General features: G+C 56.9%; 21 protein-coding genes. 9 read left to right on the top strand and 12 right to left on the bottom strand.

Annotated features, from left to right (window positions below):
- Nucleotides 1-58 precede the first annotated feature (58 nt).
- Nucleotides 59-1,012: a glycosyltransferase family 2 protein gene (locus tag RX331_RS10120; RefSeq protein ID WP_317256418.1), complete on the bottom strand. Its 954-nt coding sequence runs from the start codon at nt 1,010-1,012 to the stop codon at nt 59-61.
- A 350-nt stretch (nt 1,013-1,362) separates the two neighbouring features.
- Here RX331_RS10120 and RX331_RS10115 point away from each other — a divergent pair, with 350 nt between their 5' ends.
- Entirely contained in the window at nt 1,363-2,466 is a 1,104-nt protein-coding gene (locus RX331_RS10115; RefSeq protein ID WP_317256417.1) for a glycosyltransferase, read from the top strand.
- A 42-nt stretch (nt 2,467-2,508) separates the two neighbouring features.
- Here RX331_RS10115 and RX331_RS10110 read toward each other — a convergent pair whose 3' ends face one another.
- Nucleotides 2,509-3,270, bottom strand: coding sequence for a metallophosphoesterase (locus tag RX331_RS10110; protein WP_317256416.1), 762 nt, complete (start codon nt 3,268-3,270; stop codon nt 2,509-2,511).
- Between the two features lie 18 nt (nt 3,271-3,288).
- Between RX331_RS10110 and RX331_RS10105 the strand changes: the two genes are divergently transcribed.
- From RX331_RS10105 to RX331_RS10080, 6 genes are all read left to right on the top strand, one after another.
- A complete protein-coding gene (locus RX331_RS10105; protein WP_317256415.1) occupies nt 3,289-4,200 on the top strand; it encodes a hypothetical protein in 912 nt (303 codons plus the stop codon).
- Between the two features lie 36 nt (nt 4,201-4,236).
- A complete protein-coding gene (locus tag RX331_RS10100) occupies nt 4,237-6,504 on the top strand; it encodes a polysaccharide biosynthesis tyrosine autokinase (protein WP_317256414.1) in 2,268 nt (755 codons plus the stop codon).
- A 117-nt stretch (nt 6,505-6,621) separates the two neighbouring features.
- Nucleotides 6,622-7,233 (top strand): hypothetical protein, encoded by a 612-nt coding sequence (locus RX331_RS10095; RefSeq protein WP_317256413.1) that lies wholly within the window; start codon nt 6,622-6,624, stop codon nt 7,231-7,233.
- Between the two features lie 77 nt (nt 7,234-7,310).
- The gene (locus RX331_RS10090) at nt 7,311-7,676 is read left to right on the top strand and encodes a hypothetical protein (protein ID WP_317256412.1); all 366 of its coding nucleotides are present in this window, start codon (nt 7,311-7,313) and stop codon (nt 7,674-7,676) included.
- A gap of 290 nt (nt 7,677-7,966) precedes the next feature.
- Entirely contained in the window at nt 7,967-8,647 is a 681-nt protein-coding gene (locus RX331_RS10085; RefSeq protein WP_317256411.1) for a sugar transferase, read from the top strand.
- 865 nt (nt 8,648-9,512) lie between these two features.
- Entirely contained in the window at nt 9,513-10,163 is a 651-nt protein-coding gene (locus RX331_RS10080) for a transglutaminase-like cysteine peptidase (protein WP_317256410.1), read from the top strand.
- 1 nt (nt 10,164) lies between these two features.
- On the opposite strand, the gene RX331_RS10075 is transcribed toward RX331_RS10080, so the two are convergent.
- Complete coding sequence (locus RX331_RS10075; protein ID WP_317256409.1) at nt 10,165-11,607, bottom strand: O-antigen ligase family protein; 1,443 nt, start codon at nt 11,605-11,607, stop codon at nt 10,165-10,167.
- A 31-nt stretch (nt 11,608-11,638) separates the two neighbouring features.
- Nucleotides 11,639-12,967: a polysaccharide biosynthesis/export family protein gene (locus tag RX331_RS10070; protein ID WP_317256408.1), complete on the bottom strand. Its 1,329-nt coding sequence runs from the start codon at nt 12,965-12,967 to the stop codon at nt 11,639-11,641.
- A gap of 565 nt (nt 12,968-13,532) precedes the next feature.
- On the opposite strand from RX331_RS10070, the gene RX331_RS10065 reads away from it, so the two are divergent.
- Nucleotides 13,533-13,778 (top strand): hypothetical protein, encoded by a 246-nt coding sequence (locus tag RX331_RS10065; RefSeq protein ID WP_317256407.1) that lies wholly within the window; start codon nt 13,533-13,535, stop codon nt 13,776-13,778.
- A gap of 1,631 nt (nt 13,779-15,409) precedes the next feature.
- On the opposite strand, the gene RX331_RS10060 is transcribed toward RX331_RS10065, so the two are convergent.
- From RX331_RS10060 to RX331_RS10045, 4 genes are all read right to left on the bottom strand, one after another.
- A complete protein-coding gene (locus RX331_RS10060) occupies nt 15,410-16,792 on the bottom strand; it encodes a glycosyl hydrolase (RefSeq protein WP_317256406.1) in 1,383 nt (460 codons plus the stop codon).
- An 806-nt stretch (nt 16,793-17,598) separates the two neighbouring features.
- Nucleotides 17,599-18,663 (bottom strand): acyltransferase, encoded by a 1,065-nt coding sequence (locus RX331_RS10055; protein WP_317256405.1) that lies wholly within the window; start codon nt 18,661-18,663, stop codon nt 17,599-17,601.
- Nucleotides 18,664-18,773: 110 nt separating this feature from the next.
- Nucleotides 18,774-19,877, bottom strand: coding sequence for an acyltransferase (locus RX331_RS10050; protein ID WP_317256404.1), 1,104 nt, complete (start codon nt 19,875-19,877; stop codon nt 18,774-18,776).
- Nucleotides 19,878-20,015: 138 nt separating this feature from the next.
- Entirely contained in the window at nt 20,016-20,723 is a 708-nt protein-coding gene (locus RX331_RS10045) for an invasion associated locus B family protein (RefSeq protein WP_317256403.1), read from the bottom strand.
- A 327-nt stretch (nt 20,724-21,050) separates the two neighbouring features.
- Here RX331_RS10045 and RX331_RS10040 point away from each other — a divergent pair, with 327 nt between their 5' ends.
- Nucleotides 21,051-21,395: a curlin repeat-containing protein gene (locus tag RX331_RS10040; RefSeq protein WP_317256402.1), complete on the top strand. Its 345-nt coding sequence runs from the start codon at nt 21,051-21,053 to the stop codon at nt 21,393-21,395.
- A gap of 129 nt (nt 21,396-21,524) precedes the next feature.
- On the opposite strand, the gene RX331_RS10035 is transcribed toward RX331_RS10040, so the two are convergent.
- The 4 genes from RX331_RS10035 to RX331_RS10020 form a co-directional block, all read right to left on the bottom strand.
- A complete protein-coding gene (locus RX331_RS10035; RefSeq protein WP_317256401.1) occupies nt 21,525-21,971 on the bottom strand; it encodes a hypothetical protein in 447 nt (148 codons plus the stop codon).
- Nucleotides 21,968-22,309 (bottom strand): helix-turn-helix domain-containing protein, encoded by a 342-nt coding sequence (locus tag RX331_RS10030; RefSeq protein WP_317256400.1) that lies wholly within the window; start codon nt 22,307-22,309, stop codon nt 21,968-21,970. Before RX331_RS10030 ends, RX331_RS10035 begins: the two co-directional genes overlap by 4 nt.
- A 58-nt stretch (nt 22,310-22,367) precedes the next feature.
- On the bottom strand, nt 22,368-22,853 hold the full coding sequence (locus RX331_RS10025) for a hypothetical protein (protein ID WP_317256399.1): 486 nt from the start codon (nt 22,851-22,853) through the stop codon (nt 22,368-22,370).
- Nucleotides 22,854-23,123: 270 nt separating this feature from the next.
- Nucleotides 23,124-23,873, bottom strand: coding sequence for a methyltransferase domain-containing protein (locus tag RX331_RS10020; RefSeq protein WP_317256398.1), 750 nt, complete (start codon nt 23,871-23,873; stop codon nt 23,124-23,126).
- Nucleotides 23,874-24,286 lie beyond the last annotated feature (413 nt).

Here is a 24,286-nt window from a genome sequence, read left to right as displayed (position 1 = left end):
TTTTCAAAATGCGAGGCTATTCCGCTTGACCCGATCGCGCATCGCAACTCGTCATGCCTTAGTCAAGCTCGAGTATCCGTTGCGGTGCGATGCGTCCGGCAAGAAAATCTCCTAAAGCCATGCAATTCCCTCTCAACCTTCCCCTGCGGTCGATCCAGGGCTCCGGTCTGACACTCCTGGCAAGATTTGCCAACACGTTCCGCCAAAGGAGCGGCCCTGCGAAAGAAAAAGACACGGTGCCCTTGCGAATGAGATAAACTGGATTTGCTATTTGCGAATAACCGAACCGGACTCCCGAAGTACGTCCGCCTTTTGCTCCCAGATGTACACCGCGTAGCGCCTTTGCATCGATGATCCTGCCCGCTCCGGAGAGCTGCCGGGAAAAATCTATATCTTCCTGCCAGCCATAGAGCGGCAAATTCTCATCGAACGATAGACCGAGTTCCCGGACCGGTCCCATTCGGAAAGCCATGTTGCAGCCGTACGTTCCGTAGGTCGGCTCGACTGAGCGATCACGGGTGTGCAGCCCGTCATCCGCAATTATCTTCAGCGCAACCTCTGCTTCCACGCCCGGCCCGTTGGCTCCGTCAATGATCGGCCGACCAGTGATTGCAACTACATCCGCGCTCTCGACGAACAACCTTTCGATTTCCTCGATATAGTTGAGCTGTGGAAAAAAATCGTCGTCGAAGAACACAATCACGTCCGCCAGAGTGGCCTCTGCCAAAATCTGATTGCGTTGCGCCGTGAGCCCGCGCTTTCCTGTTCGAACAGACGTCCTGAACGGAAGATCCGAAAGCAGTTGTGCGTTCAAATCGTCCGGCGTTGCCGGACAAACAATCAATGCGTCCGGCAAGCGGGTCTGCCGCGCGATCAGACCAAGCGTGTAGTCAAGAATCGCTTTTCTGCCTGCCGTCGCTATGCCAACAGCGATCCGGAGCCTCTTCCCGGTCATGGGATTCCGCGAGGAACTATCTGGACGATCAGCAAATTCCACGGCTTCTTCGCTCATTGCTTTCGCTCTATTCAAGAGGGGCAGCTTTTGCTCGGTCCTGGCTTTCGACTGGAGCTCCACCCCCGATAAGGCAACGTCATCGCAACAATTACGCGAAGCGGCAGCAGCGTTTTGTAGATTTGGTTAAGCACGGTGCAAACGATTTTCCCAGCGCCACGCCGGCGTGGAGGTTAATGTCCGGACGAAAAGGCCATTGTGGTTACTGCATTGACTGTGAGACTCTGCATCTCGTTCCGAGAGGTTAACAATATCTGGTTGAAGTCCGAAGGCGATATTGGCCTGGCCAGGGTGCCAAGCTAAGAAGACCCTGCGCCGGCGACACTTAACTCGATTCCAGGGCATCCCCGATGAAAGTGGCAATCGTTCACTACTGGCTCGTTGGCATGCGGGGCGGCGAGAAAGTGGTCGAGGCCCTGTGTGAGATGTACCCGCAGGCCGACATTTTTACGCATGTCTACGTTCCCGAGATGGTTTCTGATCGAATTCGTCAGCATCGCGTCATCCCGACCTACATCAATTCCCTGCCCCGCGCCGCGCGGATGTATAAAAGCTATCTACCCCTGATGCCACTGGCGCTCGAGCAGCTTGATCTACGCGGATACGATCTCGTCATCAGCAGTGAATCCGGACCATCAAAGGGGATCATACCACCGCCGGAAGCTCTTCACGTTTGCTACTGTCACACGCCCATGCGCTACATCTGGAACATGTACCACGACTACAGGAGTGGCGCAGGCAGGCTGACGCGGCTGCTGATGCCGCCCCTATCACATTACCTGAGGATGTGGGACATATCATCCGCCGCGCGTGTCGACAGCTTTGTCGCAAACTCGGCGACCGTGGCCAACCGCATTCAACGGTATTACAGACGCGACTCGGTCGTGATTCACCCTCCGGTTGATACTGAGACGTTTTCGGTTGCGGCTCCCTCCGAGCTGGGCGACTACTACCTGATGGCGGGCGAGTTGGTGTCCTACAAGCGGCCGGACTTGGCGGTCCGTGCATTCAATGAGATGGGATTGAAGCTCGTGGTGATCGGCAGTGGCGAGATGCTTGACAAGATCCGTCGCATCGCCGGTCCGACTATTACTGTAATGGGATCCCAGCCATTCGACATGCTCCAGAAGCACTATTCTCAATGCCGAGCACTGATCTTCCCAGGGGAAGAGGATTTTGGAATGGTGCCAGTCGAGGCGATGGCGAGCGGACGCCCGGTCGTCGCCTTCGCGCGTGGTGGCGCCACTGAAACTGTATTGCAAGGCGTATCAGGCGTATTCTTCGGCGAACAGACGGTAGAGGCGATCTGCAAATCGGTCCGCAGCCTGGCAGAGATGGAATGCGACCCCTCTATGATAGCGGCACACGCTCGACAGTTCGGGCGCGATCAGTTCTTCAACAAAATGCGCGCCCATATCGATTCCCTGATGGTCAAGCGAGTTCCGGCGCATTGATCTGAGGATACAGGCCCTTCGCAGCATAGGCCGCCAATCTTGCTATGTGCTGATTACGGACAGCGATTCTCCCTCGATAACCAGGCATGTAAGGCGTCCCGTTGCAAAGGCGCCAGTATCGATATTGACCCTGTTAGATCTGACTTCGACCTCGTGAACCGGCGTGTGTCCATGAACGACGATCTTGCCGAAATCCACATCTGATGAAAGGAATTCTTCCCTGATCCAGAGTAGATCGCTTTCGCTTTGACTTTCGAGTCCGACACTCGGCTTTACGCCCGCGTGCACAAAGAAAAAGTCTCCTGCCGTATACGAGTTTTGTAAGTCTCGGAGAAACCTGAAATGCGCTTGAGGCAACGCCTCGTGGAAGGCGACTTGCAGTGCCCTTATTTTCTTGTCGTTCCTCACGCCCTGGGCCGAGATCTTGTAGGAGTGAAGGGTTTCCATTCCCCCTAGTCGCATCCACTGATCAAATCGACTCCGATCGATGAGACATCGGATGGCAATTGATTCATGGTTGCCCTTGAGGAAGACGCACTCGCTCCTATTGCCCTGCTCGATCAAGCGGTCGATCGTCTCGCGGGAGGAAGGCCCCCGATCGATGTAATCACCCAGGAAAATACAAATCGGCCGCGCGGCGGGACGCTGGTCGACATCGGCCTCAATTTTGACGAGCAGCTTGTCGAGGAGATCGAGCCGCCCATGAATATCGCCTATGGCATAGATACGCTGGCCATCCGGAAGCACAGGCCCCCGCCCGAACACCCTTAGCCGACCTCGCTCCGCAAGCATGATTGCTGTCAATTCGCCCACGCCGGGGGATTGGCGGTTAAAGGTAAAAAACCCACCCTGTTTTTCACCGATGTGGCAAAAACAATCATTAAATATTCCTCATCCATCCCCAGCGCTCCGGCAAATCCCCTGCTCGCAGCGCCATCCGGACTGGCTACGTTTAGAAAAAACCGTGTATATTCAGACATTAAGCCCGCGAAAAGCAGTTGTTCTGGTCGATCAACCATAGCTAAAGATGCACCGTTGATACAGACCCCCGTGTCGATTAGGATTGGGGCTCGGTTTTTCAATCAAAATCAACTATTTGGAGCGGGAATGCGTACAAGCCTATTCGTTAAGATACTGCTGGCGCAGTTGGTGCTGGCATTCTCGGCCAACCAGTTAATGGCGAAACCCTGCGTTATCCCTAGCCCGGTGACTGACGAAGCCGTCAGCAAGTTCAGATCAGATCCCAAATCCATCGCTCCTGCGGATGCGGACGCCCGCGCAGTCGAAGGGGCCGTAAACGACCTGGCGTCGACTGACGCATCGGTGGCGCCCGATCTCGTTCGCCTCGCGGCGCAAGTGTCACCGGCGTTCCGTGCTGCAATTGCCGCGGGCCTCGCCCGCGCCGCCTTGGCCTGTTCCACGATCGACCAGCAAGCAGCACTTCTCATCCAGCAGGCCGTTGCTGGCTTCGATGACGGCGCTTTCCAGAGTGCCTTCGCGGCCGTTGCCGAAGACCTGTCAACCGCAGCGACCAGCGCGGCTATTTCGTCCGCGACCGCTTCTGTCGGCAGCGTCGTGATCGTGAACAAGAATTCATCGCCAGGATCTCCCAAAAATCCCGGGGGTGGAGGCAGCCTGGGAGTTTTCCAGATCAATTCGGGGCCAGTAGCTGTTTCGTCGAGACCGGGTACCGGCTCGTCAACCGCGGCAAATCCAGTAAGCGCAACTCGTTGAGGCTTCCGCCAGCGCCTTCGTTTTCAGGAGTTGCAGATGAACGTGGCGGGAAAGTTTCCGCGATATGTACCGACGTTGGAAAACGATGCCAGCGCAGAGACGCTGTCATTGCTGCAGGTGCGCGATTTTCTGGTTCGGCAATGGCGCTTCATCGCGCTCGTTACCGGATTGGTGATGATCGCCGGCCTGGCTTACCTTGCCATCACGCCAGCACGATATACCGCCCAGGCCGACATGATCATCGACACAAAGAGGATCAGCTGGACGCAATCCGAAATGGCCACCGAAAATCGTTCGGTTGAAGACTCCGCCGTCGAGAGCGAGATCGAGACTACCAGATCCGAAAAAGTTGCCTTGAACGTTATCCGTCGATTGCGCCTGACCGAGGACCCAGAATTCATTGGAGCCGGTCAGGGCCTGAAGCAGCGAATCCTTGCGCTTTTCAAATTGGACTCAGGGCCGGCGGTCGAGCGCTCCGAGGAAGAGATTACGCGCCGGGTGCTTGGGACGCTAAGGGACAATCTGCGCGTCACCCGACTCGGTCGCAGTTATATCGAGCAGATCGCCTATACCTCGCTCAACCGTGACAAGGCTGCACAAATAGCCAATGCATTTGCAGATGCCTATATCGAAGACCAGTTGCAGGCGAAATTCGAAGCTACCCGTCGCGCCAGCGTCTGGCTGGAGCAGCGGATTGGAGAGCTGCGGCAACAGGCGAGCGATGCCTACAGGGAGGTCCAGGACTTCAAGTCAAAGAACAGCATCATCATCGGCGTCGAAGGCAAGCTGGCGAGCGAGGTCGAGCTTGATCAGCTTGGCGTCGCCCTCGCAAAGGCTCGCGCTGATACCAGCCAGGCCCGGGCCAAACTCGACCGGATAACGCGCGTGCTTGAGCAACGATTGGACAAGGACAAGGAGGATTTGGCTATCCCCGATCCGGTCGTTACGGATGCGCTCAGCAACCCCGTGATCACCAAACTGCGTCAGCAATATCTTGACGACCAAAACAAGGAATCGGAGTGGAGCGCCCGTTACGGGGCCGACCATCAGGCCGCGAGAAATTTGCGAGCACAGATGGCGGCCACAAGACGTGCGATCTGGGACGAAATCATCCGTATTTCTGAGAGCTACAAGAGTGAACTTCAAATTGCCAAAACCCAGGAAGAGTCTATCGATCGGCGCATGATCGAGGTCTTCCAGCAATCCGGTGCGACGCGCCAATCGCAGGTCCGTTTGCGCGAGCTCGAGACCGCTGCGAATAGCTATCGCGGAATCTATGAAACTTTCCTCTCCAGGTTTACTCAATCGGTTCAGCAACAATCATTCCCGTCGACCGAAGCCCGCGTCGTAACTGCAGCATCCCCGCCCTCGCTGCCAAGTTCGCCGAAAATCGGCCTTACCATGGCGCTGGCTGTGGTGAGCGGATTGGGCCTTGGTGTCACGCTGGCGTTCGCCCGCGAACGAATGGATCGGCAAATTCATACGCGCGCTCAGCTTGAAGAGCTTGTGGGATGCAGCTGCCTGGCCGTTCTTCCAACACTTCCAACGACGGTCGGAAAGGGCTGGAACAAGAAAGAGGTGGGCGCATTCCAGCAGATCAGCGAAATTGAACCGTTCTCCGAAACGGCAGAGGCGCTGCGGTACATCAAGGTCGCGATCGATCTGCATCCGACCGGGGCGAAGGTTGTCGGGATTGTTTCCGCGCTGCCCGGCGAGGGGAAAACCACCGTTGCGGCGGGCTTTGCAGCCTTCATCGCAAGGAGCGGCGGCCGGACCCTGCTAATCGATGGCGACTTGCGCAACCCGACAATGACGAACGGCCTGGGCTACACGGATACGCCCGGTCTGCTCGACATGGTCGCAGACAAGATGTCTTACGAAGATCTTGTCATTACCGACACGAAGCACAAGTTCGATTTCCTGCCCTCGTCGACCCGCATCCGGCCTTCCAACAGTTCCGACATCCTGACCTCTCCTGCTGTAAAGCAGATGTTGAAGTCAGCCCGGAACGATTATGACTATATCCTGGTCGACCTGCCGCCCATCCTGCCGCTGGTCGATGTTAAAGCAGCGGCTCTGATGTTTGACGCCTTTGTTATGGTAGTCGAATGGGGCAGCACCTCCGCCGACGAGATCAGCAAGGCGGTGACCACCTCCCCGGTTCTGTCGGAACGTTTGCTCGGGACAGTTCTAAACAAGGCAGATGCGGCGGTCATGCGCCGCTTCGAAGGCTACTCGGATCGGCTCCATAGCTATTACGGCCGCGACTATTCGGACAAGAACGCTCCCGCAAAAATTGCGTAGGTTTTGCCTTCTGTGGAACAGAAAGCACGTTCTCTCACACCCAAACGGTTGCCTGTCTTGATGGGCGCCGTTGGGTGTCTTGGGCTCGTCTGGGGTGCTTCAAGTCTTGGACAGAGCATGGTTGCCGCCGATTTTTGGGATGTCGAAGCCCAGCTGCTGCGATTCGAGAATTTCAGCCACGCCGCTTCCGTCAGAACGCTGGAGAGCGCTGCGGCGCGTTCCTTGAATCCCTGCGACAGTCACTCGCAGAGGGCTCTCCTGATCATGGAATTGTCGCTCGCAGACGCCGATCTTCGATCCAAGGCGACTTCGGATTTTGATCGGCGTGTCCAGTCTCTGGAGACGCGCACTCGCCGGATTCTGAGCTGCACACCGCGCGATTCATTTGCCTGGCTCGTGGCATTTGGACTTGAAACCGCACGTGGGGTTAGCACCCACTCTTTCGATCTGCTTGCTGCGTCATACGAGACCTCACCGCGTGAAGCATGGGTTGGGCTTCGCCGGATGATCGTCGCAATACCGCTGACGCTTTCCGCGCCTGAGCATGTTCAGCGCATGATCCTCGATGAGTTCGAGCATCTGGTTCGACATCGCTTTGTCGAGATCCCGGCCCGTCTGTATTTCAATGCTCCTGCGGATGTTCGCGCGCTGCTCGATTCGAGGATTGAACAGCTCTCTCCTTCCAGCAAGAGGCTGTTTTCCGAAGAGCTAGGGAAGCTTCGCTCCTAGACGCTCGCGTCGCGGGCTCATTTCCGCCCGCAATGACTGAAATGCTGCTAGCTGCCTGTTATCGCCGAGGGAATGCCATGGTATTTCGTATCGCGATGCTCCTTGCGACGACATCGCTTGCAGCCATCTCTGCCCCTTGTTTCAGTCAAGAGCTCGATGACCATTCGGATTCCGCCCTAACGCGAGAACAATGGCAACAGCGCCTTGAGAAAGCACGTCAGCGGTCCGAGGAGTTCGTTGCAAATGCTCGCGCAAGGACGAAAGCGGCCGAGGAATTCGATCAGAAGGACGCCGAAGCCTCGGAACGCGCCATGAACGATCCCACCCTCCAGCGCGGCGATATCGTTGCTACTGATAGGGGGCTCCTTCTGTTTACCGGTAAAGATGAGGAGCGCCGTCCTGGCGACTTCAGGTTAGCGCCCAATTCAACATCCCGTCCGTGATGCGGTATCAAGCACGCCGACTGCCCATTTTCCCAGGTTTGGCCAGCTGGGCTGGATCGACCGAGCCACTCTCCGGCGCATATTATGCTACCTATATGCCCGATTTTTCGACGATATCAGTATATTGTCTGTTAATTTAATGACTTAACCAATTCACCTTACCGAGGTTTATGCATAGAAAACGCGCTTCTCAAATTGTGCATTGCGCATTAATTTGCTAAAAAACTGTAAACGAAAGAGCCTCAGATTAAATCAAAGGCATTTTCCAAGAGCGTTTTTTGGAGTAACGAATGAGTAGTTTGGCAGAAGCAGATCCGCCCGATGGCCTGCGGATTGCCCCGGAAGTGTTCTCGGCTGCTATTGGAACAACGTCAAAGAGGCTCATTGATATCGTGCTGGCGCTTTCCGGAATTGTGTTGCTGGCGCCGTTGCTGATCATTTGTTTCGTTTTGACTTTGGCCACCTCCCCCGGACCGGTTGTCTTTCGCCATCGCAGGGTGGGCTTCAATGGAAAGCAGTTCGATTGCTTGAAATTCCGCACCATGGTCGTGGACGCGCCAGAGCGCCTACGCCTCCTTCTTGAGTCGGATCCTGTTGCAGCCGCCGAGTGGACGGCAACTCGCAAGTTGCGCCACGATCCCAGGATCACCATGATTGGTGAACTCCTGCGCAAGTCCAGCCTCGACGAACTACCGCAGCTGTTCAACGTCCTGCGCGGAGATATGAGTATCGTGGGTCCGCGTCCTGTCACAAAAGATGAGCTTGAGCGGTACGGAAACTCGGTTGACAGCTATCTCGCCTGCCGGCCGGGGATTACCGGATTGTGGCAAGTGAGCCGCCGTCGCAGCACAACCTATGAGGAACGCGTCTCATATGACGCATTTTATGCGCGGAACTGGTCAATGACCCTCGATATCAAAATCATCATCTTCACTCTGCCTTCGCTGATGTTTTCGGACTGCGCTGTCTAGAGCTGAACGCCGTCGATTGGTTTCCCGGTCATTCACAGCCATCGGGGAACGTAATGTTCAGCGACCTGGTGCAGCCGGGCGATCTTGCTAGCGTTATATAACTACCCGCCCCTTCCCCACTCGCATGACATAGGTACGCTGGAAAAGCTGATTACGACTGGATGCGGACGTTCCTGTTCGCTGAAATCGTAACTGAAAAAGAACTCCATATCAGGCAAAACCTAAACCATGGTTTTTTACGTTAATTAGTTCCGGCGATTGATCCTTTCATTCGTTCTCGTTTATTCATCACACTCATAAAATGGTGAAAACGCGAATGAACAATCTTAGCCCAGTTCATCTGCCGGATCCGATCCTCAAGCCGCGCGTCGCCTCGCGCCGGAAGGCCAGAAGGGCAACCATCGGAATCCTCGCTGCGCTTATCGCCGCGGCAATGATTGGATGGCTTGGCTTCCTCGGATGGGGAATTGTCGAACTATTTCGGACCGCGGCAAACTTCATCGACGCAATCTGGAATACTGTTGTCTGATCCCGCGTCGCGCTTCAACAATAGCTCTCTTGGCGCTTGCAACCTTCGCTGCCCGCAAGAACATTTCGCGAAACACCGCGACGGCATCTATGACGAGTATGAGCGCGGGATAATCGCTGGAGCGGCTTCGCCTCCGGCTCTCACGCATGCGGGTAGCAACACGATATTCCGCTCGTGTCAGCTTGCAGATCGGCAGCGTACCGGCCGCCACGAGTTCAGCCCGATACTGTAGCAATGCGCGAGGCCAGATTAGCGAAGATTTAACTCGCGGTGGTGACAATCAGCTCGATTGCGCGCCCTCCGGGGACCGCATTTTGCTGATCAGGCGGCTGTCACATGACGCGACAAGTTCTAATCGTGTCGCTACTTGCGACGGTTGCGGGATGCTTCATTCTCCGCGATGCCGACGCTCGCGATCGTCCTTACCAAGTCCTTAAGGGCCAGATCGCAATTGTTGAGGGCGCCCCCACGCTGGCGCCGTTCCAACATGTTCGTTTCTGTATGAGGTATCCATCCGAATGCAAATCGAACCCGGCAGAAGTCGATCGAATCGAACTGAAGGAGGAGACGCTCGAGCTGCTTCGTCGCGTGAACACCAACGTCAATATCGCGATTGCTCCGAAGCTCAAGTCCTATGGTCCGCAACTTGAAGACAGCTGGAAGATCGCTCCGGCCAGCGGAGACTGCAACGACTATGCAAACACCAAGCGTCACGAGCTGCTTGAGCGCGGATTACCTTCAAGAGCGCTAAGGTTATCTGTAGTCAAGACCCCGTCGGGCATCGGTCACCTCGTCCTGGTCGTCGCAACGACAAGGGGTGATCTCGTACTCGATAATCTCACCGACTCCATCCACACTTGGCAGGACACCGACTATCAATGGCTGAAGATCCAATCGGCCGCGGATGCCAGGTTCTGGTATGATATTCGCCCGGCCGTACGTCTTGCGCAAGCGGACCGGCACGTTCGCTTGGCCGGTCGTCAATAAGCTACAGCTCGGCTTGCCCAGGGCTGTAGCGGCCGATTGACAGGTTCACCACCGGTACTTCAGGAAGCGGCGACCGCGACCTTCGGACAAGGCTTCGATCCGAGGTTGCTCTCGCCAATCCGCACCCCAAGATGATTCCGAATACGATGAGATATCCCGGAATCTGCAGCGAGAAATCAATCGTCGAATGGAGATAGCTTAGGACCGCAATTCCGGCGATTGCAGATGACGAGGTCCGGTCCCAGTCCATTGGACGTAGCGCGCTCTTGCCGAGGATGACGACCGACGCAGCCGCCGCTGTCACGATAGCGATTGCGAGCGGAATGCCCATTTCGACGGCTATTTCAAGCAAGGTCGAGTGCGCATAGTCCCAGACACCCCAGCTGCTGAGCTGGTCCGTTCGCAAGGACGGAAACACATCTGCAAACGTTCCCGCTCCGATGCCAAATAGCGGTCGTTCGCTAATTAACTTCAGGCAGATTTCATAAACGTACCATCGGCCGCTGTCGAAAAGGCCGTGGCTTCCTATCCTACCGACTCCACTCAACCAGAACAACAATGATGCCAAGGCAATCAAACCTGATCCCAACACGAACCAGATCCTGATCTTTATCCTGCCAGCGATCATGAGGCCGATCGCCACCAGCAAACCGATACAAGTGCAGATCAGCCCGCCGCGCGATCCTGTCAGCAACACCGCAAAGAAACAGATCAATCCCGCCCCAGAACGAAACATGAGCTTGAAAGCCAGCTTCTCGTTCGACGGTATCAGGAGTAACAATCGGATTGATGAAATATTCAGCCGCTCAAGCGAGAGATAGGCATAGCAAAACCACAAGATGGCGCCGGCCCCCATGAAGGTTGCGGCCGTATTGTGATTGATGAACGTGGCGGTCAGGTATCCGGAATAAGCAAGTTTGGGTGCCCACAGCACCATGTTTGGGGCAAGCGCGAGTGAGGCCAAGCCGTAGAACGCGTAGAGCAGGATGGAATATCGCGCGACATTCACGAGGGTGTCACTGGAGCGGCGCGAGGTCCCTACGAACATGCCGCTCAAGAAGGAAGTCACAAGCAGCACGAAATGACCGATCACGGCCGGCGATATTTCGGCACGAGCCGAAATCCTGACGCCGAGGTCAGTCTTCAAAAGGTCGCTCGCACGCTCCCAGATCGGATCGGACAATGATGCATTCAAATTGGGCACAACTTGAATAATCGCGACAAGCGCATATGCGCAGCAAATCGCCAAAAAGACCCATATGACTCGCTTTTGCCGAACCCCAACCGGGACCGCCATCCCACAAAGAACGCAGATCGAGAGCACCAGGCCCCAGACCACCACCCATAGCGGGTCAACGGATCCGAAAAACAGTGGCGCTAGTGTTTGCGCCACGATGGTCAGCCAGAGTTGGATCGATCTGACCGTTTCCGACAGGGACTTCAAGTGACGTCCGCGAACCAAGTTAGGCCAGAACCTACCACCTCGTCTTGACCGCCGCGTTCACATTCGTGACCGCGTTCGCCGTGGCGGACGTTGTGTTCGCCGTGTTGCTGATAAGTGTCAGCAGCTTGTAGTAATCGACCACCTTGGCATTCGCTACGTACATGACGTCCTTGGTTTTGATCTGGAAGCCTGCGGCCAGGAGCATGCCGGCTGGGTCGCGCAGGTTGAGGTGATACACCGTCGGTATCCGATCGTAGGGGAACCTCTTGGTGTCGACGCCCATCTTCTCAAGAAGCGGCCGGTCCTCGTACCGGTAGACATAAACCTCGGCCGGATCCGATTGCTGATCGTTCAGACCGCCCGCCTTGCCGATCGCCTGCGCAAGCGTCAAAGTCTCCACGTCAAACGGGATCTCCGAATTAAAGCCGAACACGTTCTGATTGAGGGCGCCCAACGCGGTAAAGGTCGGCGATTCACGCGTAAGGAAGATCACGTCGTTTGGCCGGATGAAGATGTTCTCGCGGGGGTCGTGCACGACGCGGCTCAGCAGCACCTTGACCCGCCTACCGTCGCGCTGAAGCGTCACATAGGTCTCAATGGCTTCGAATTTGGGACCGCCCGCACGGGCGATCAGCGCCAGCATGCGCTCGCCCACGCTATTAAGAGCGAGAACGCCCGGCGTATTCACGTCGCCGAGAACACTTACGACGCTCGAATGCTGCTGGTTCAGGCTGACAACGACTTGCGGCTCAATAGCGCGATTGCGCAGACGAGCAACGATCGCCTGCTGGATTTCGGGCAAAGTGCGAGCGGCAGCCGGGACCTCGCCTGCGTAAGGAACGTGGATAGCGCCTTTCTGATCCACAGCTTGGGCAGGCAGATCGACGAAGTTGCCGGGGCGGGCACCCGCGGCCGTTGCGGGCGTGAACAATCCACCCGGTGCCGCTTCAAAGATGGAGATGTTCAGGACGTCGCCAACGCCGACAACTTGCTGCGGCTTGGGCCGCTTGTCAGGGAATTGGCCCTGAAACGTGATCAGGTTCGGCTGCGACAGAAAACCAATGGTATCGGCACTGATATCGACTAGCGCATAAGGAAGGGCCGCGTTGGAACGTAGCCCGGCAGTTGCGTTTGCGTGCACTGCGTCACTTTTTGGACCGGTACCGGGCAGCACTGAGCAGGCGGACAGGCACACCGCTACGGCAAAAGCAAAAGCGGGCCTTCCAATACGCTGTAGAGGCACCGCGGCGGAAATTAGAGGCACCGCGGCGGAAATTAGAGGCACCGCGGCGGAAATTGACAAGCCCAAGCGCCTCACCAAGTCGCCCATTGGCGACAGCGTGGAAATCTGAAAATGCACGGATGCCTACTCTGTCATTACGACTTGGGGTCGATCTTTGGCCGCAAACTGGCCCGTAAAAGGCCACGCAACCAGACAGTACAAGGCGCTCCCCTTCACAGAAAAGGCCTAAGTGCCCGGAATGTCTCCTTTTGGGCGGCAAGTTGCAATCCCGCCACAATACCTCCCGTACTCGGCGTTTCACATTCGTGCCCGGCGTATTTGCTCCTCAAACTGAGCCATTTTGGCCATTTTCAGGGGCTAGCAGTGAAGTGAAGACTGTCGACCTGATATTTTTGTCCACAGCGCGGGGCAGGAGCCGGTAATCCGAAAGAGCGTTCAGCCGCCCTTTTGAACGGCGGCCGGATTTGACCATGCTGATATTTGTAGACTTCCGTGATTAACTTCGCGATGCGATTCGTAAGAGCCGTGCCTGCCGACTCGAAGTGAGCTGTAAGAAGGCGCCGTTTGGCAGCGGAAATCGCGGCAAGTAGCAAAGTCAAAGTTTCTTTGTAATCGGAGCGAATCGTCGCTCTAGCCGTTGCGTGTTCGTGTCCGCTGTATTCGCTGAACATATGGAACATGGATGGATTACGCAGCAATATTGGCCCTGATGGGATTTGCGACAGGCTTGTGTTTTCGCCTGCGAACCCTGCTGGTAATTCTCGCGGGTCTCCTTCTGCTGTCGATCGTCTTTTCGATCAGCCGCGGTTTCGGTTTTTTCGATACTGCATGGACGATCATGACTGCGCAAGCCCTGGCCCAAGCCGGCTATTTCCTCGGATTGGTGGCGCGGGCATTGTTTGGCTACGGCGTCCGGCACATTCTCTGATTCCTGTGCGGGTTCAGGCCACTGTCAGTCCGACATTCGAAAACGTTCTGGAGAGGCGTGATTGCTGCTCCCGGCTAGAGGTGCGATGCAACGTCGGCTCGTAAGGTGGTGGCCAGCCGCGGGGGATGGCGAGCCAGACCGCTCGGCTTGGCAAATTGCAAATTGCAAATTGCGGGTTATTGTACCCGATCTTAGAATATTTCCGACGAAAGCTCCCTCCACCCAAGGATCAGAATATGCCGGACTGTTTCAAGATAGCTCTTATTTTAGCTGTTGCTGCGCTTGTCGGAGCGTCGGCTCCAGCATCGGCGCGCGAGCGCCACTATCCCCTCACCCGCTGTGGCCCCGATCTCGCCTTCCTTTGTCCGATCCATGGTTATTTCGATGGCCCGCCATTTCACTACAATCTCGCGATCTATCCGGGCTGCATCAAGAGAGTACCCGTCCAAACGCCAAATGGGGTCGAAAGCCGCCGTGCAATAGTCTGCGACATGCCCCAGCGGCCGATGATTTGGTGGTGACGTAACTGATTGCTGGCAGAGTGCCGGCGCAGAAACAGCGAGGCCCTCCTACCTTCTCACACCCCTAGGAGGGACCATGTTCGTCTGCGATGGTTGCGCAGGCGACTGCCTGATGGAGCCATGGTTGATCGGCCCCTGGTTTACTCCCGTAGCCGAGTACGGCCCGCTATCGCGCACGATATTCCCGTACATATTCCGCTGGTTGGAAATACCGGATTGAGCCAGTGCAGGCGCGGTGAAGGCGACCAGACAAACAATGGTAAGGCGGAATTTCATGAACACTCCCCGTTTCGCTTGCACCGCATAGACTAGCTCGAAAACAGCTCAGGTGGGCAATAAATATGGATTGGGTTCTCTTCGTCTCCCTGCAATGGATTGTATCTGGAAGTCCGACCCAACCGACGTCGCAGCAGATTCAGGCATTCCCGTCGGAAGAGCTTTGCAACAAGGCTGCCGAGGTCATCAGGGCGGAAATTAGTGCTCCCCTTTCCGGCCAGCGGGTTCAGACGCTGGGACGCGTGGTTTGCATTTTGCGGAAGGACAAGTAGCGCGCGACCAATCCCGGCGCGCTGACGGGCGTTTTCGGCAGGTGCTGACCGCGTGGACATGCGGTCGCGCAGGGGCAAACATCGACTCGCCAGGCTCCCAGTGCGACGTTGACGGTTCCGGATTTAACCTTGCCACCAGTATCAAGCTTAACGGCGGGCTCTCGTTGCACAGGCGCGAGGAAGCGTTAGGCTGATCGCGTGCGATTGCCTACCCGGACCATCTCATTACAGGCGTCCGTGATTTATTTCCAACCGATCGCGTGCTTCTCGAGAAGTGTTGCAAATGATAGCTGCGAGAAAAAGCAACAGACCCCTGGACACCAGACCGCCGGCGACATGGAGAGACACCTGGCACATCTGGACCGTGGTATTTCCACGACGATCCATCACCGGCCGGCTTGTCTTTGGAAGGGTATGGCGGCGCCACGACGGACGCCACTGGATATACAAACAGCTTCTAGTCCCTCCCGAACAGGGATAGATCCGTCGGGCTCTCCCCGGGCGGCAGACCGGCGCGCTTCCGGCACCGATCACGATCCTGCGTGGCTCGCACACGCAAGCGTCACCGCCCATCAGGCGCAATCGCGATGACCACCGGATGATCGCTGAGCGCAATGTCGATCGAATTGAAATCGGTCACTGTTCGGACAGGATCTATTCCTGTCGTGGGATCATAAATCTTCGCCGCGGCGTGCCTCGCCCCGAATCGGATCGTTACACGGTCCTCACCGCTCAACCGTTCGCCCCAGACAACCAGCTGGAAGCTGCCGTCACTGTGCTGCAGAAGCAGGTCGTGGACGGTTCGGGGCCGCTCCATGATCGCAAAGTCGAGTTGCCCGGACTTGGCGAGAGCACTCTTGTCGCTCAGGATAGTCGTAAGGTTATGGAGGTAGATTGCCGCCTTGCGCGGTGAATAGTCGCTCCGATAAAAACCGAATGCTTGGTTGCCGTCTTCGTCGGTGCGGTCGCGCAGCAGATAGACCGCCGTGTAGGCATAGCCTCGCTTGAACTGCGCAAGGTAAATGTTCACCAGATGCACGGCATGCATGTCCTCGGTGATCGGTCTCTCAATCCTGACACCGGTCTCGGTCGTGACGCGTGGCAGCGTATCGAGCTGTCGCGGATTGTATCCGCGGAATCCTCGTCGCCAGGTAACGCCGAAGTTGGCGAATAGCCCATTGACCCTGGATGCGGGAGTTGGATCGGCGGCGTTCCACGTCTTGTTGTCGGTCGGATGCGGCGAATGCGGATGATAGATGTAATTGTGGACGTTTGCGTAGTCGGCGTACTTCGTTCCCTCCGGCATCAGGGTCGCGGCGCCCGGTGGAATTTCAAGGAACTGAAGACCGACATTGTCGCGCTCCGCGCCAGGTTCGGAGACCGACCAGACCGGATACTTCGCCAGACCCGCGTCGCTTTTGACGGCCTGGTACAGATCGCGCTGAAGCCTTGCCACAGCCATCCACGACGGTGAACTGCCTCCGCCCTTCTCACCCTGGTATGTGACGCCCCAGGTGTTCGGCTCGTTGTTACCTTCGAGCGCGAGCAGAGCGCCGGCTTCAGCCAGTATCCTGCCGGTCTTTACCAGTCTGTTCAGATCGGCTCCGCCGCTGACGAGACCCCAGCTCAGCAGGACGCCGGTTTCGCGGTGCAAATCCAGAAACGTCCGGATCGTTGTCGGTCCTTCGTCGCTCAAACCTTCAATGCCCGCCCTCACCCATCGAAAGCCGCAGTAGCGGATCATCTCGATGGTCTTATCGAGAGGCTGGCCTCGATCAGGAAATGTGCTGACGACCCCAATGCTGTTCAGAAACTGACTGGTCGGAACGGCCTTTTCGGGGGCTGCGAGCAAGTCGTGAGGCGATCCGGCGAGCACCATGCCCAGCGCGAAGCAGATCGCCGACCGATACATTCTGTATGAAATGACCGAGTGGCGAAACATCATCTGAGGCGGTTCACTGTCTGATCACGGGGTTGATGAACATCCTCTCGCCGCGTGCAATCAATCGCGGCGTCTTTGCCGAACCAGACCTACTGCCAACAATACGGCAGTCAGGGCAGCTAACGCCAGTATCGCAATTTCGACCCGCGTGAAGCCTGCATGGACGTGTAAGGAATGACGGAGAATGCCCGCGGTCAGCACTGCGGCCATGAGAATGCCGACCAGGTACCTCATGCGTACTTTAGTGGGATCCATCGCGGCTCAACGCCCGCGTCGGGCGGCATCTGAGAGGTCCGCCAATTGCCGGAAATGAGACAGTCCCGCCGGTCCAGGTCCTGTCTCGCTCTCCACGCCCGTTATGACGATACTCATCCCCTAGCCCCTATGCTTCCCAAGCTGAGACGCTCCGCCAACGTGCCTTCCTCGGCTCCTGGTTCTCGCTCCGATCCCCGCAACGTTTTCGCCGGCCGCGCATCGCGAAGGGCGCCAACCGTCAGCTGGCGCATTTACGCAGATGGCACCAAGCTCGCACCTCGATCAGGACCGTAAAACGCGTTTGAATTCCTTCCAGATGAGGAAGGAGTCGCCCCAAAGCCCCATTTCAAGACCGCGAAACCCCACCGTCCCCCATGGGCAGTTTCCAGCATAGAAGATGTATGGCCGGTTTGCGGAAAAGGAAATACCCAAAATCGGAGCGGTGGAGCGGATGAGCGACAAATTGCCCCGATCGGGCGCTGCGAACTGCGCCGTTGTTTGCGGAGGAGGCCCATCTCAGATCCCGTGGTGCGGAGTTGACATCATCCTCCAATTCACGTTCTCGGGGCGGGTTTTGTCCTCATATTCAGGCGAACCAGAATTGCCATGACCGGACGCTCGAAAAAACGATAGACCCCTATGCCCACGATGGCTGTTAGCAGGATCGCCATCAATGCGAGCAATGTCCGCGGTGCTGGCGAAAGATCAGCGCGGCTTGCGAAAGCACTCAACACGCCGATGACAAAGAAATGCGTCAGATAGATCGAATAGCTGGCGTTGCCGATCTCCTGCAATAGCTCCCAGGGTTGCCCGCGCGTCTTGGCATCCTCAAATCCAATCGCCGCGACGAGGATCAACGCCGCAGGAATTCCGAATGTCAGCAACGTGTTTGTGGGTGGGGCGTATGCGGACGGGGCAACCGGCAGATAAGAAAGGGCGACGAGCAGGCCCAGGCCAAGCGACAGAGCCAGCCACGGCAGCAACGACATGTGGCGCATGACGGCCGAGATTTGCTCGCGAAATGCTCCAAGGATCATACCCAAGGCAAAATCGAGCATGATCGATTGGCTGTAGAAGTACAGAATGACATCGTCTGCGGGGCGGATGAGAGGCCCAAGGAGAACGAGGGCCGCCATAACGGTCGCGCACAGGGCGACCCTCATTTCGTACCGTACGGCGAGGCTTAATGCGAAAATCAGATAGAAGAACATCTCGTAATTGAGCGTCCACCCCAGATAGTAGGCCGGATAGATGCGGCCAGGTGACTTCTCGAACGGGATGAATGCCAGCGATTTCAGCAGTGCATACAAATCGGAAGAAGAGCTCTGGAGAAGGACGGGAAAGAAAAACGCGATCACGACAACGAGATACGTAGTCAAGTAATACAGCGGGACGATCCGCAGCACCCTGTTGAATAGAAATTCACTTCCGGAAATTTTCCTGTGCGACGTCGTGTACACCATGATGAAGCCGCTGATCACGAAAAACAGATCTACGCCGCAGTAGGCTTTTTCGTGCAATGCAGTGGCGATCGACGTCTCTGGCAGCAGTGTCTTCAAGTGAACAAACACCAACAGGTAAGCTGCAACGGCTCTTAGAATCTGGATATTCGGAAGCATTACAAAATTCCTTTGCCGATCCCTCTGCAGCGCGGGCTTATAGCTAATGGTTGCCTCCGCCTGCAGGCGAGCTGATCGGTACAATCGACATGACGTAGCGACATCGAACATCATGACGGCGTAGTGGGACGCGCCCCTTCAGGACCGAAGGAAAACGAGCGGAGTCCGAACAGGCGGCGAAAGCTACGAATAAGTCTTCGTTCAACGAAATAATGAAGCACGAGACCGAGACACAAGCTCAGCAGAACGACGAGCGGGATCAAGGGCAGTTGCGGCAGCGTCGCCAGACTGCCTCGCAGAAGCTTGGCATAGGCGACCATTACAAAAGGATGCGCAAGGTAGATGGCGTAGGAGGCATCGCCCAACAGGACCATGACCTGTCGAAATGGCGTCGAACTGGGTTTAGTGTAAAGAAACGACAATGCTATGAGAGCCGCGGGGATACCCCACGCAAAAGCCCGCGGGCCACCCGGCAAGCCGTTGGTGTCTGCGTGAGGCACCAGCCAGGCCGATAACATCAGCATTGCGAAGCCGGGGATCCAAAGCAGACGCCCCGCCGAATACACTCCCGACCACCGTTGATAAACATAGGCGAGGATCAGCCCGTAACAGAATTCAAGAGCAATCGGATTGGTCAGGAAGGCACGCACTGCAGGATCCGGCGCAAATTGGCCGATACCCGAGAGGATGAGGATCGTGGCGCTGGTGCCAAGCAATGAAATGAGTGGCTTGCGAAAGATCAGTGTGGCGGCGAACACAAGGTAGAAATACATTTCGTACACGAGGGTCCACGCCACACCGATGATCAGACGCTCGTTCGGAAAAAGCAGAATCGAGCGGATCAGGGTATCGGCGTCGACCTGCAATGAACGGTAGAAGCCGGCGCTCCAAAGTACGAGAACCAGAGCAATACAGAACCAGTAAAACGGGTATATTCGCGTAATTCGCTTGATCAGGAAGGATACCGGCGATGTGGCAGCACGACCTTCGGGAAAGCTCACATACAGCATGATGAAGCCGCTGATGACGAAAAAGATATCGACTCCCGCAGCGCCAAAGGTTGTGAACCAGTCCGGGCTGAATGGCACGGCCGCTGCCATCGATTCTTCGAGCGCGTGGTGCAGCACGACAAGGAGTGCGGCGATTGCGCGGAGAGCCTGTATCCCTTCGAGCGGGTGCGACGGGCTCGACACCCGCTCTACTTCGGCCTTCATAAACCCAGCTCCTGGACGCCTTTTCCAGGCCGAATGCACCATTACCGGGTGACTGCGTCAAATACTCGCGGAATTAATTGTGAACGATTAACTGTAGTTACGCGCCCGGGGGCCCTTCTGTTTTCCGGTTCTGGCGGATTATCCTTTCGCCAATTGGACGGCCCGGTCGACCGCCACCGCGAAACCATTAAGAGAGATAGTAAACGTAACCAGTTGGCCGTCGCTCATGTTTAGCGCGCCCACCGCAAGCGCCTTGCCGTTCCGGATTGCATTCATGCCGGCGACCGGGAAGTTAATCGGAAGCATGCAGCCCTGCGCCACGCAGGTCGAGAAGCGCAGCCCCTCTCCGAGATCCTGGTCATCCAGCTTGAGCAGAACGCCGGCCTCCAGCTTGAGCCCGAACGGCATGAGGATCGTTCCCTCGCTGGCACCGTCTTTGGCGACACGAAGCTCGATTAAGAACGCCCTCTGGCCCTCCTTGTTAACCAGCGCCTGGCTCAGCGTGCAGGCCCTCGTTCCCGTGCTGCAGTTCAACGTCCAGTCGCCATATGTTTCGCTGAGCTGGGAAGCACCGTTCGGCAATGCGCCAACGCGCGCACCGGGGGCATTGCTCATTTGAACCTGGCCCTGGTTTGCAGGTCGCGGCGCAACCTTGCGCGCAGGCGCCGCCTTCTTGGCCTGGTTCGGATGCGCCTGCGGAATGAAAACGGCATTGGGCTCAGCCGGCCTGTTGTCCTGCGCACGAAGCGGCGCCGTGTGACACAAGACTGCGGTCGATACGATAAAAATGATCTTGGCCAGCAATTCGCGCATAACGCAAAAACCTTTGATCCGTTGCTCGGCCACTTAAAAAAACCGAGCGGGATATGACGACAAAGGAGGCCAAGATATCGCCAGCCTCCCGCATGCGCCAGTCCCCCCGCCCTCCCCGGCGCTTGCGACGTTGGTCGAAAGATCGGCCGCAGCAGCCTGCTGGAGAAAGGCTTCTGCAGTGGAACAGATGACATTCCGCGGCCTGGGCGACACGATATCCAGGGCTGTTCCGGGATCGGGGAAACGCGTGCTGCTGACGTTAACGAAAAGCGGCTGCGCAACTCCTGATTCCAACTGAACGGGAATCACGGGTCATTAAGGAAAATCCGCTAAAACGACGCATTCCAAAGGGGGCGTAGAATGCGTACACACATCCTCATTCTGGCGGCCGTTCTGGCTGCAGCCAATACGCCGAGCCTGGCAGGCGAGGTTTTCGTTCCACAGATCGGGGGCAACAGGCAGCTCGCCAGCGGCTTCAAGTGGCCGACAGACGTCATCTCGGCCGCGAAGGTCGCCGCACCGATCAAAGTAAACGCGCTTGCCGCCGCGACCTCGAACGCGCTGCCGCCTAACGCCAATGTTTCCAGTGTCACGCAGGTCGGGACGAACAACTTCGCAATGGTCGCGCAGACGGGAGGAAACAATCTCTCCGCGGTCGTCCAGCAGGGGTCGGGAAACCAGGCCATCGTGACTCAGCGGCGCTGATTCCACGAAGATGAATCGTTTTGCGCGGTCGCCTCACCTTCGGTCGGGCTTCATCCTCAACCGGATTCTACAGTATTTCCGACCACTGGTTGTCGCCATAGCCGGGACAAGCCGACTGAGTCGCGCTCGCTACGCCTGTGTAGACATCACCTGCAGCGAGCCCAGATGCAGTTCGTCAGGCCCACCGTTGATCACTACGCGGATGTGAATCAGGCCTGGCTCGCGGATCTCGAGCGGCGAGAACACCAGGCTCGACGCCACGACGATATAGGGCGGAACGGCGATATTTTTCGGCAGACCATCCAGCAGCTTCTGCTGGTCCAGCAGTCCCGGCACCTCGATCGGCTCCTCGGCGATCGGCTCCGGCTCGCCCGGCACATAGCATCGCGCTGTTACAGAGGTGTAGGGCTGCGTTGCAGGCGAGAAGACGTGGAAATGGATGCAGAACTTCGACAGCATCAGCGGGAATTTCTGCGCCGTCATCATGACCGCATTGTAACAGCCGATGAAGCTGAGCTTACCACCGGCTTCACTTCGAATGTCGTCGCAGAAGATGGAATAGCCGTAACGTCTCATCTGAGAGATTTCGTTGCCTCGCCCGACGCAAGCGAAGATACAGCGAGCGTTGGCGAAAACGATGCGCGCCGGCTGCCGCCATCGATGTATTTAATCTGGCCATGGCCGATCGTCGAAGTGGTCACGGGCTGATTCTGCCCAGCCTCGACCACCGGCTTCTTGAGCTCGAACGAGATTTCCATATCCATGGCCCAAGCAAGATCCGCCAGGGACCGCAGCGTCAGGTTGGCTTCCCCGGAGAGCTGCCGGTTGACCAGCGAGCGGTGAACCTCGAGCTTCTTCGCAATCTCCTGCTGCGATAGCTTGCCGTCTTTTTTTCGCTCCGAGAGCGCCTTCAATAGTTCGTTCCTGACACGACCGATAAATCGCCCGGCGTTCCGGGCCCTGCTTCCAATGTCAAACTGAAAGGACGTCACCTGGATCTACCCCCTGAACACATAAAGTATTATCTACGCCCAGCTCCCGGCGGAGTCTTCTTATTGCAATCCGATAACCACGATAAAGCTCGTGATCTTTAACTTTATCAGCCCAGTCACCAAACACGCAAACGAAGCAATCGCGCTTCATGAACCAGCCGAAAATACGGGTGTCCGGTGTCTTTAACTCCCATACCGCATTTTCTTCGGCACGAATATACCTGAATTGACGCACATGAATAAGAGGCGCGCCGCTTAAATACAAATGAAATAGTTGATCGATCTGCTCCGCCGCCGTCGCCTGTCCGAGGCGGCCTTCAGGCTCCTCGCCGTTTGCCAGCTTGCGAAGCCACTCGACAAAACCGGGAGTTCCATAGAGCAGACGCTGCGCCTGCTCCCGGCCGTCCAACTCCACTTCTATCCTTGAAATGGCACCCGAAGCGACGAGATCTTCGATCGTTGACATCTGAAGTCTACAACCGGCCCGGGGTCATATGTTTCGCAATATCCAAAGCTGAGTTACGACATGGAACATTAATCCGAACGTCGCCTGCATCGCGCGGAATCGTGGGGCAACGTCAAGATTTCTTTCGACCTGATGCTAGCAGGATACAGCCTGTTGGAGCAAGCGAGCCCTCCCTCGCGGGTAACTAACTGGCCAAGCAGCCACCGCTACTGAAAGACCGCAGGCGCTGCGCTTGCTGCACGCCATCCGAAGGCACGGTCATGCCGGGTATCAGGTCCGGCGCAGCACGACGTCGACGACCTTGTGCATCGTCGCGCGCGGAAGCTTTCGCAGCAGCGGCCTGAACGCGATCTGCGAATAGGATGCGATCGCCTCATAGCGCTCGGGATGCACCACGTCCCACGGCATCTGCGCGATGCGGTTCGCCTCGATGTAACCAGCCACCCGCGCCAGCAGATCCTTCCGGCTCCGGTTCACGTAAAGCAGCATGTTCTGCTTGTACCAGACTGAAATATCGGCCCGATTCCAGAGCTGCGATCTGAAAATGTCGAAGGCGTCAAAACCCTTCCCGGCAAAGAGATCGACCCAATAGGATTGCCAGCGTTCATTGACGTGGCGGAATCCGCCCTGCCCCGGAATGGCAGCACCGAACAGAACGACGTCGCTATGCTTGACCAGATTGTGCACGAACCCGTCCGAGAATGGCGCCTCGACGTGCTCGGCAACCTCGAGACTTAGCGCGAGCGAAAACCTGCGCTGGGTATCGAACGGCTGCGAAAGGTCTCTCACGGTGAAGTTGGCTGGATCGATCTGGAGCTTCGACACATCGCTCCACGGGCCGTCGATGCCGGCGATCACTGGCACGCCGCATTCGCGAAAGGACGCCAACCAACGCCCGTCACCGCAGCCGACATCGAGCACGGATTCGATGCCGAACAGCGAGCAGAGAATCGGTGCGACCGTCCTGGCGGAGGATGAGGTCAAATCGCCATGAGACTGGTGCCAGGTGAAATCATACATTCGTCGCCACTCCTCATCGTAAGCGAAGACAGCCGTCCTGACTTCGGCGGGATCGCAACAGCAGGTCGATAATAGCACCGCAAATTTCACCGTGGAGAGCCTGTCCAGCGGGAGCGGCAGGGATTTGCTTCTTAGTGAATCCGTTGGCGCGTCGCCTGTTCGAACGCTGAGCGGATGCCCGAATGCGCGTGGCGCCCGCCCGCAGACGGGCCGCGAATCGCATCGGAAATCCCTCGCAAGAATCGATGCGTGGATCCGGCAGTCGCACCCGAACCGGGCCTAGAGATAATTGTCGACATTAATATCAACAAAATGCGCCCTCGAGCGGTCGGCACCTGTTGTCGACATTTAAGTCAACAAATCTGAATTTCTAAGTATCCGCTGGTAGTTAGATGAAAGTTCGAATGACCGAA

The organism is Bradyrhizobium sp. BWA-3-5 (assembly GCF_032917985.1).
Classification (GTDB): Bacteria; Pseudomonadota; Alphaproteobacteria; order Rhizobiales; family Xanthobacteraceae; genus Bradyrhizobium.
This window is presented reverse-complemented; position numbering and strand designations above follow the sequence as displayed.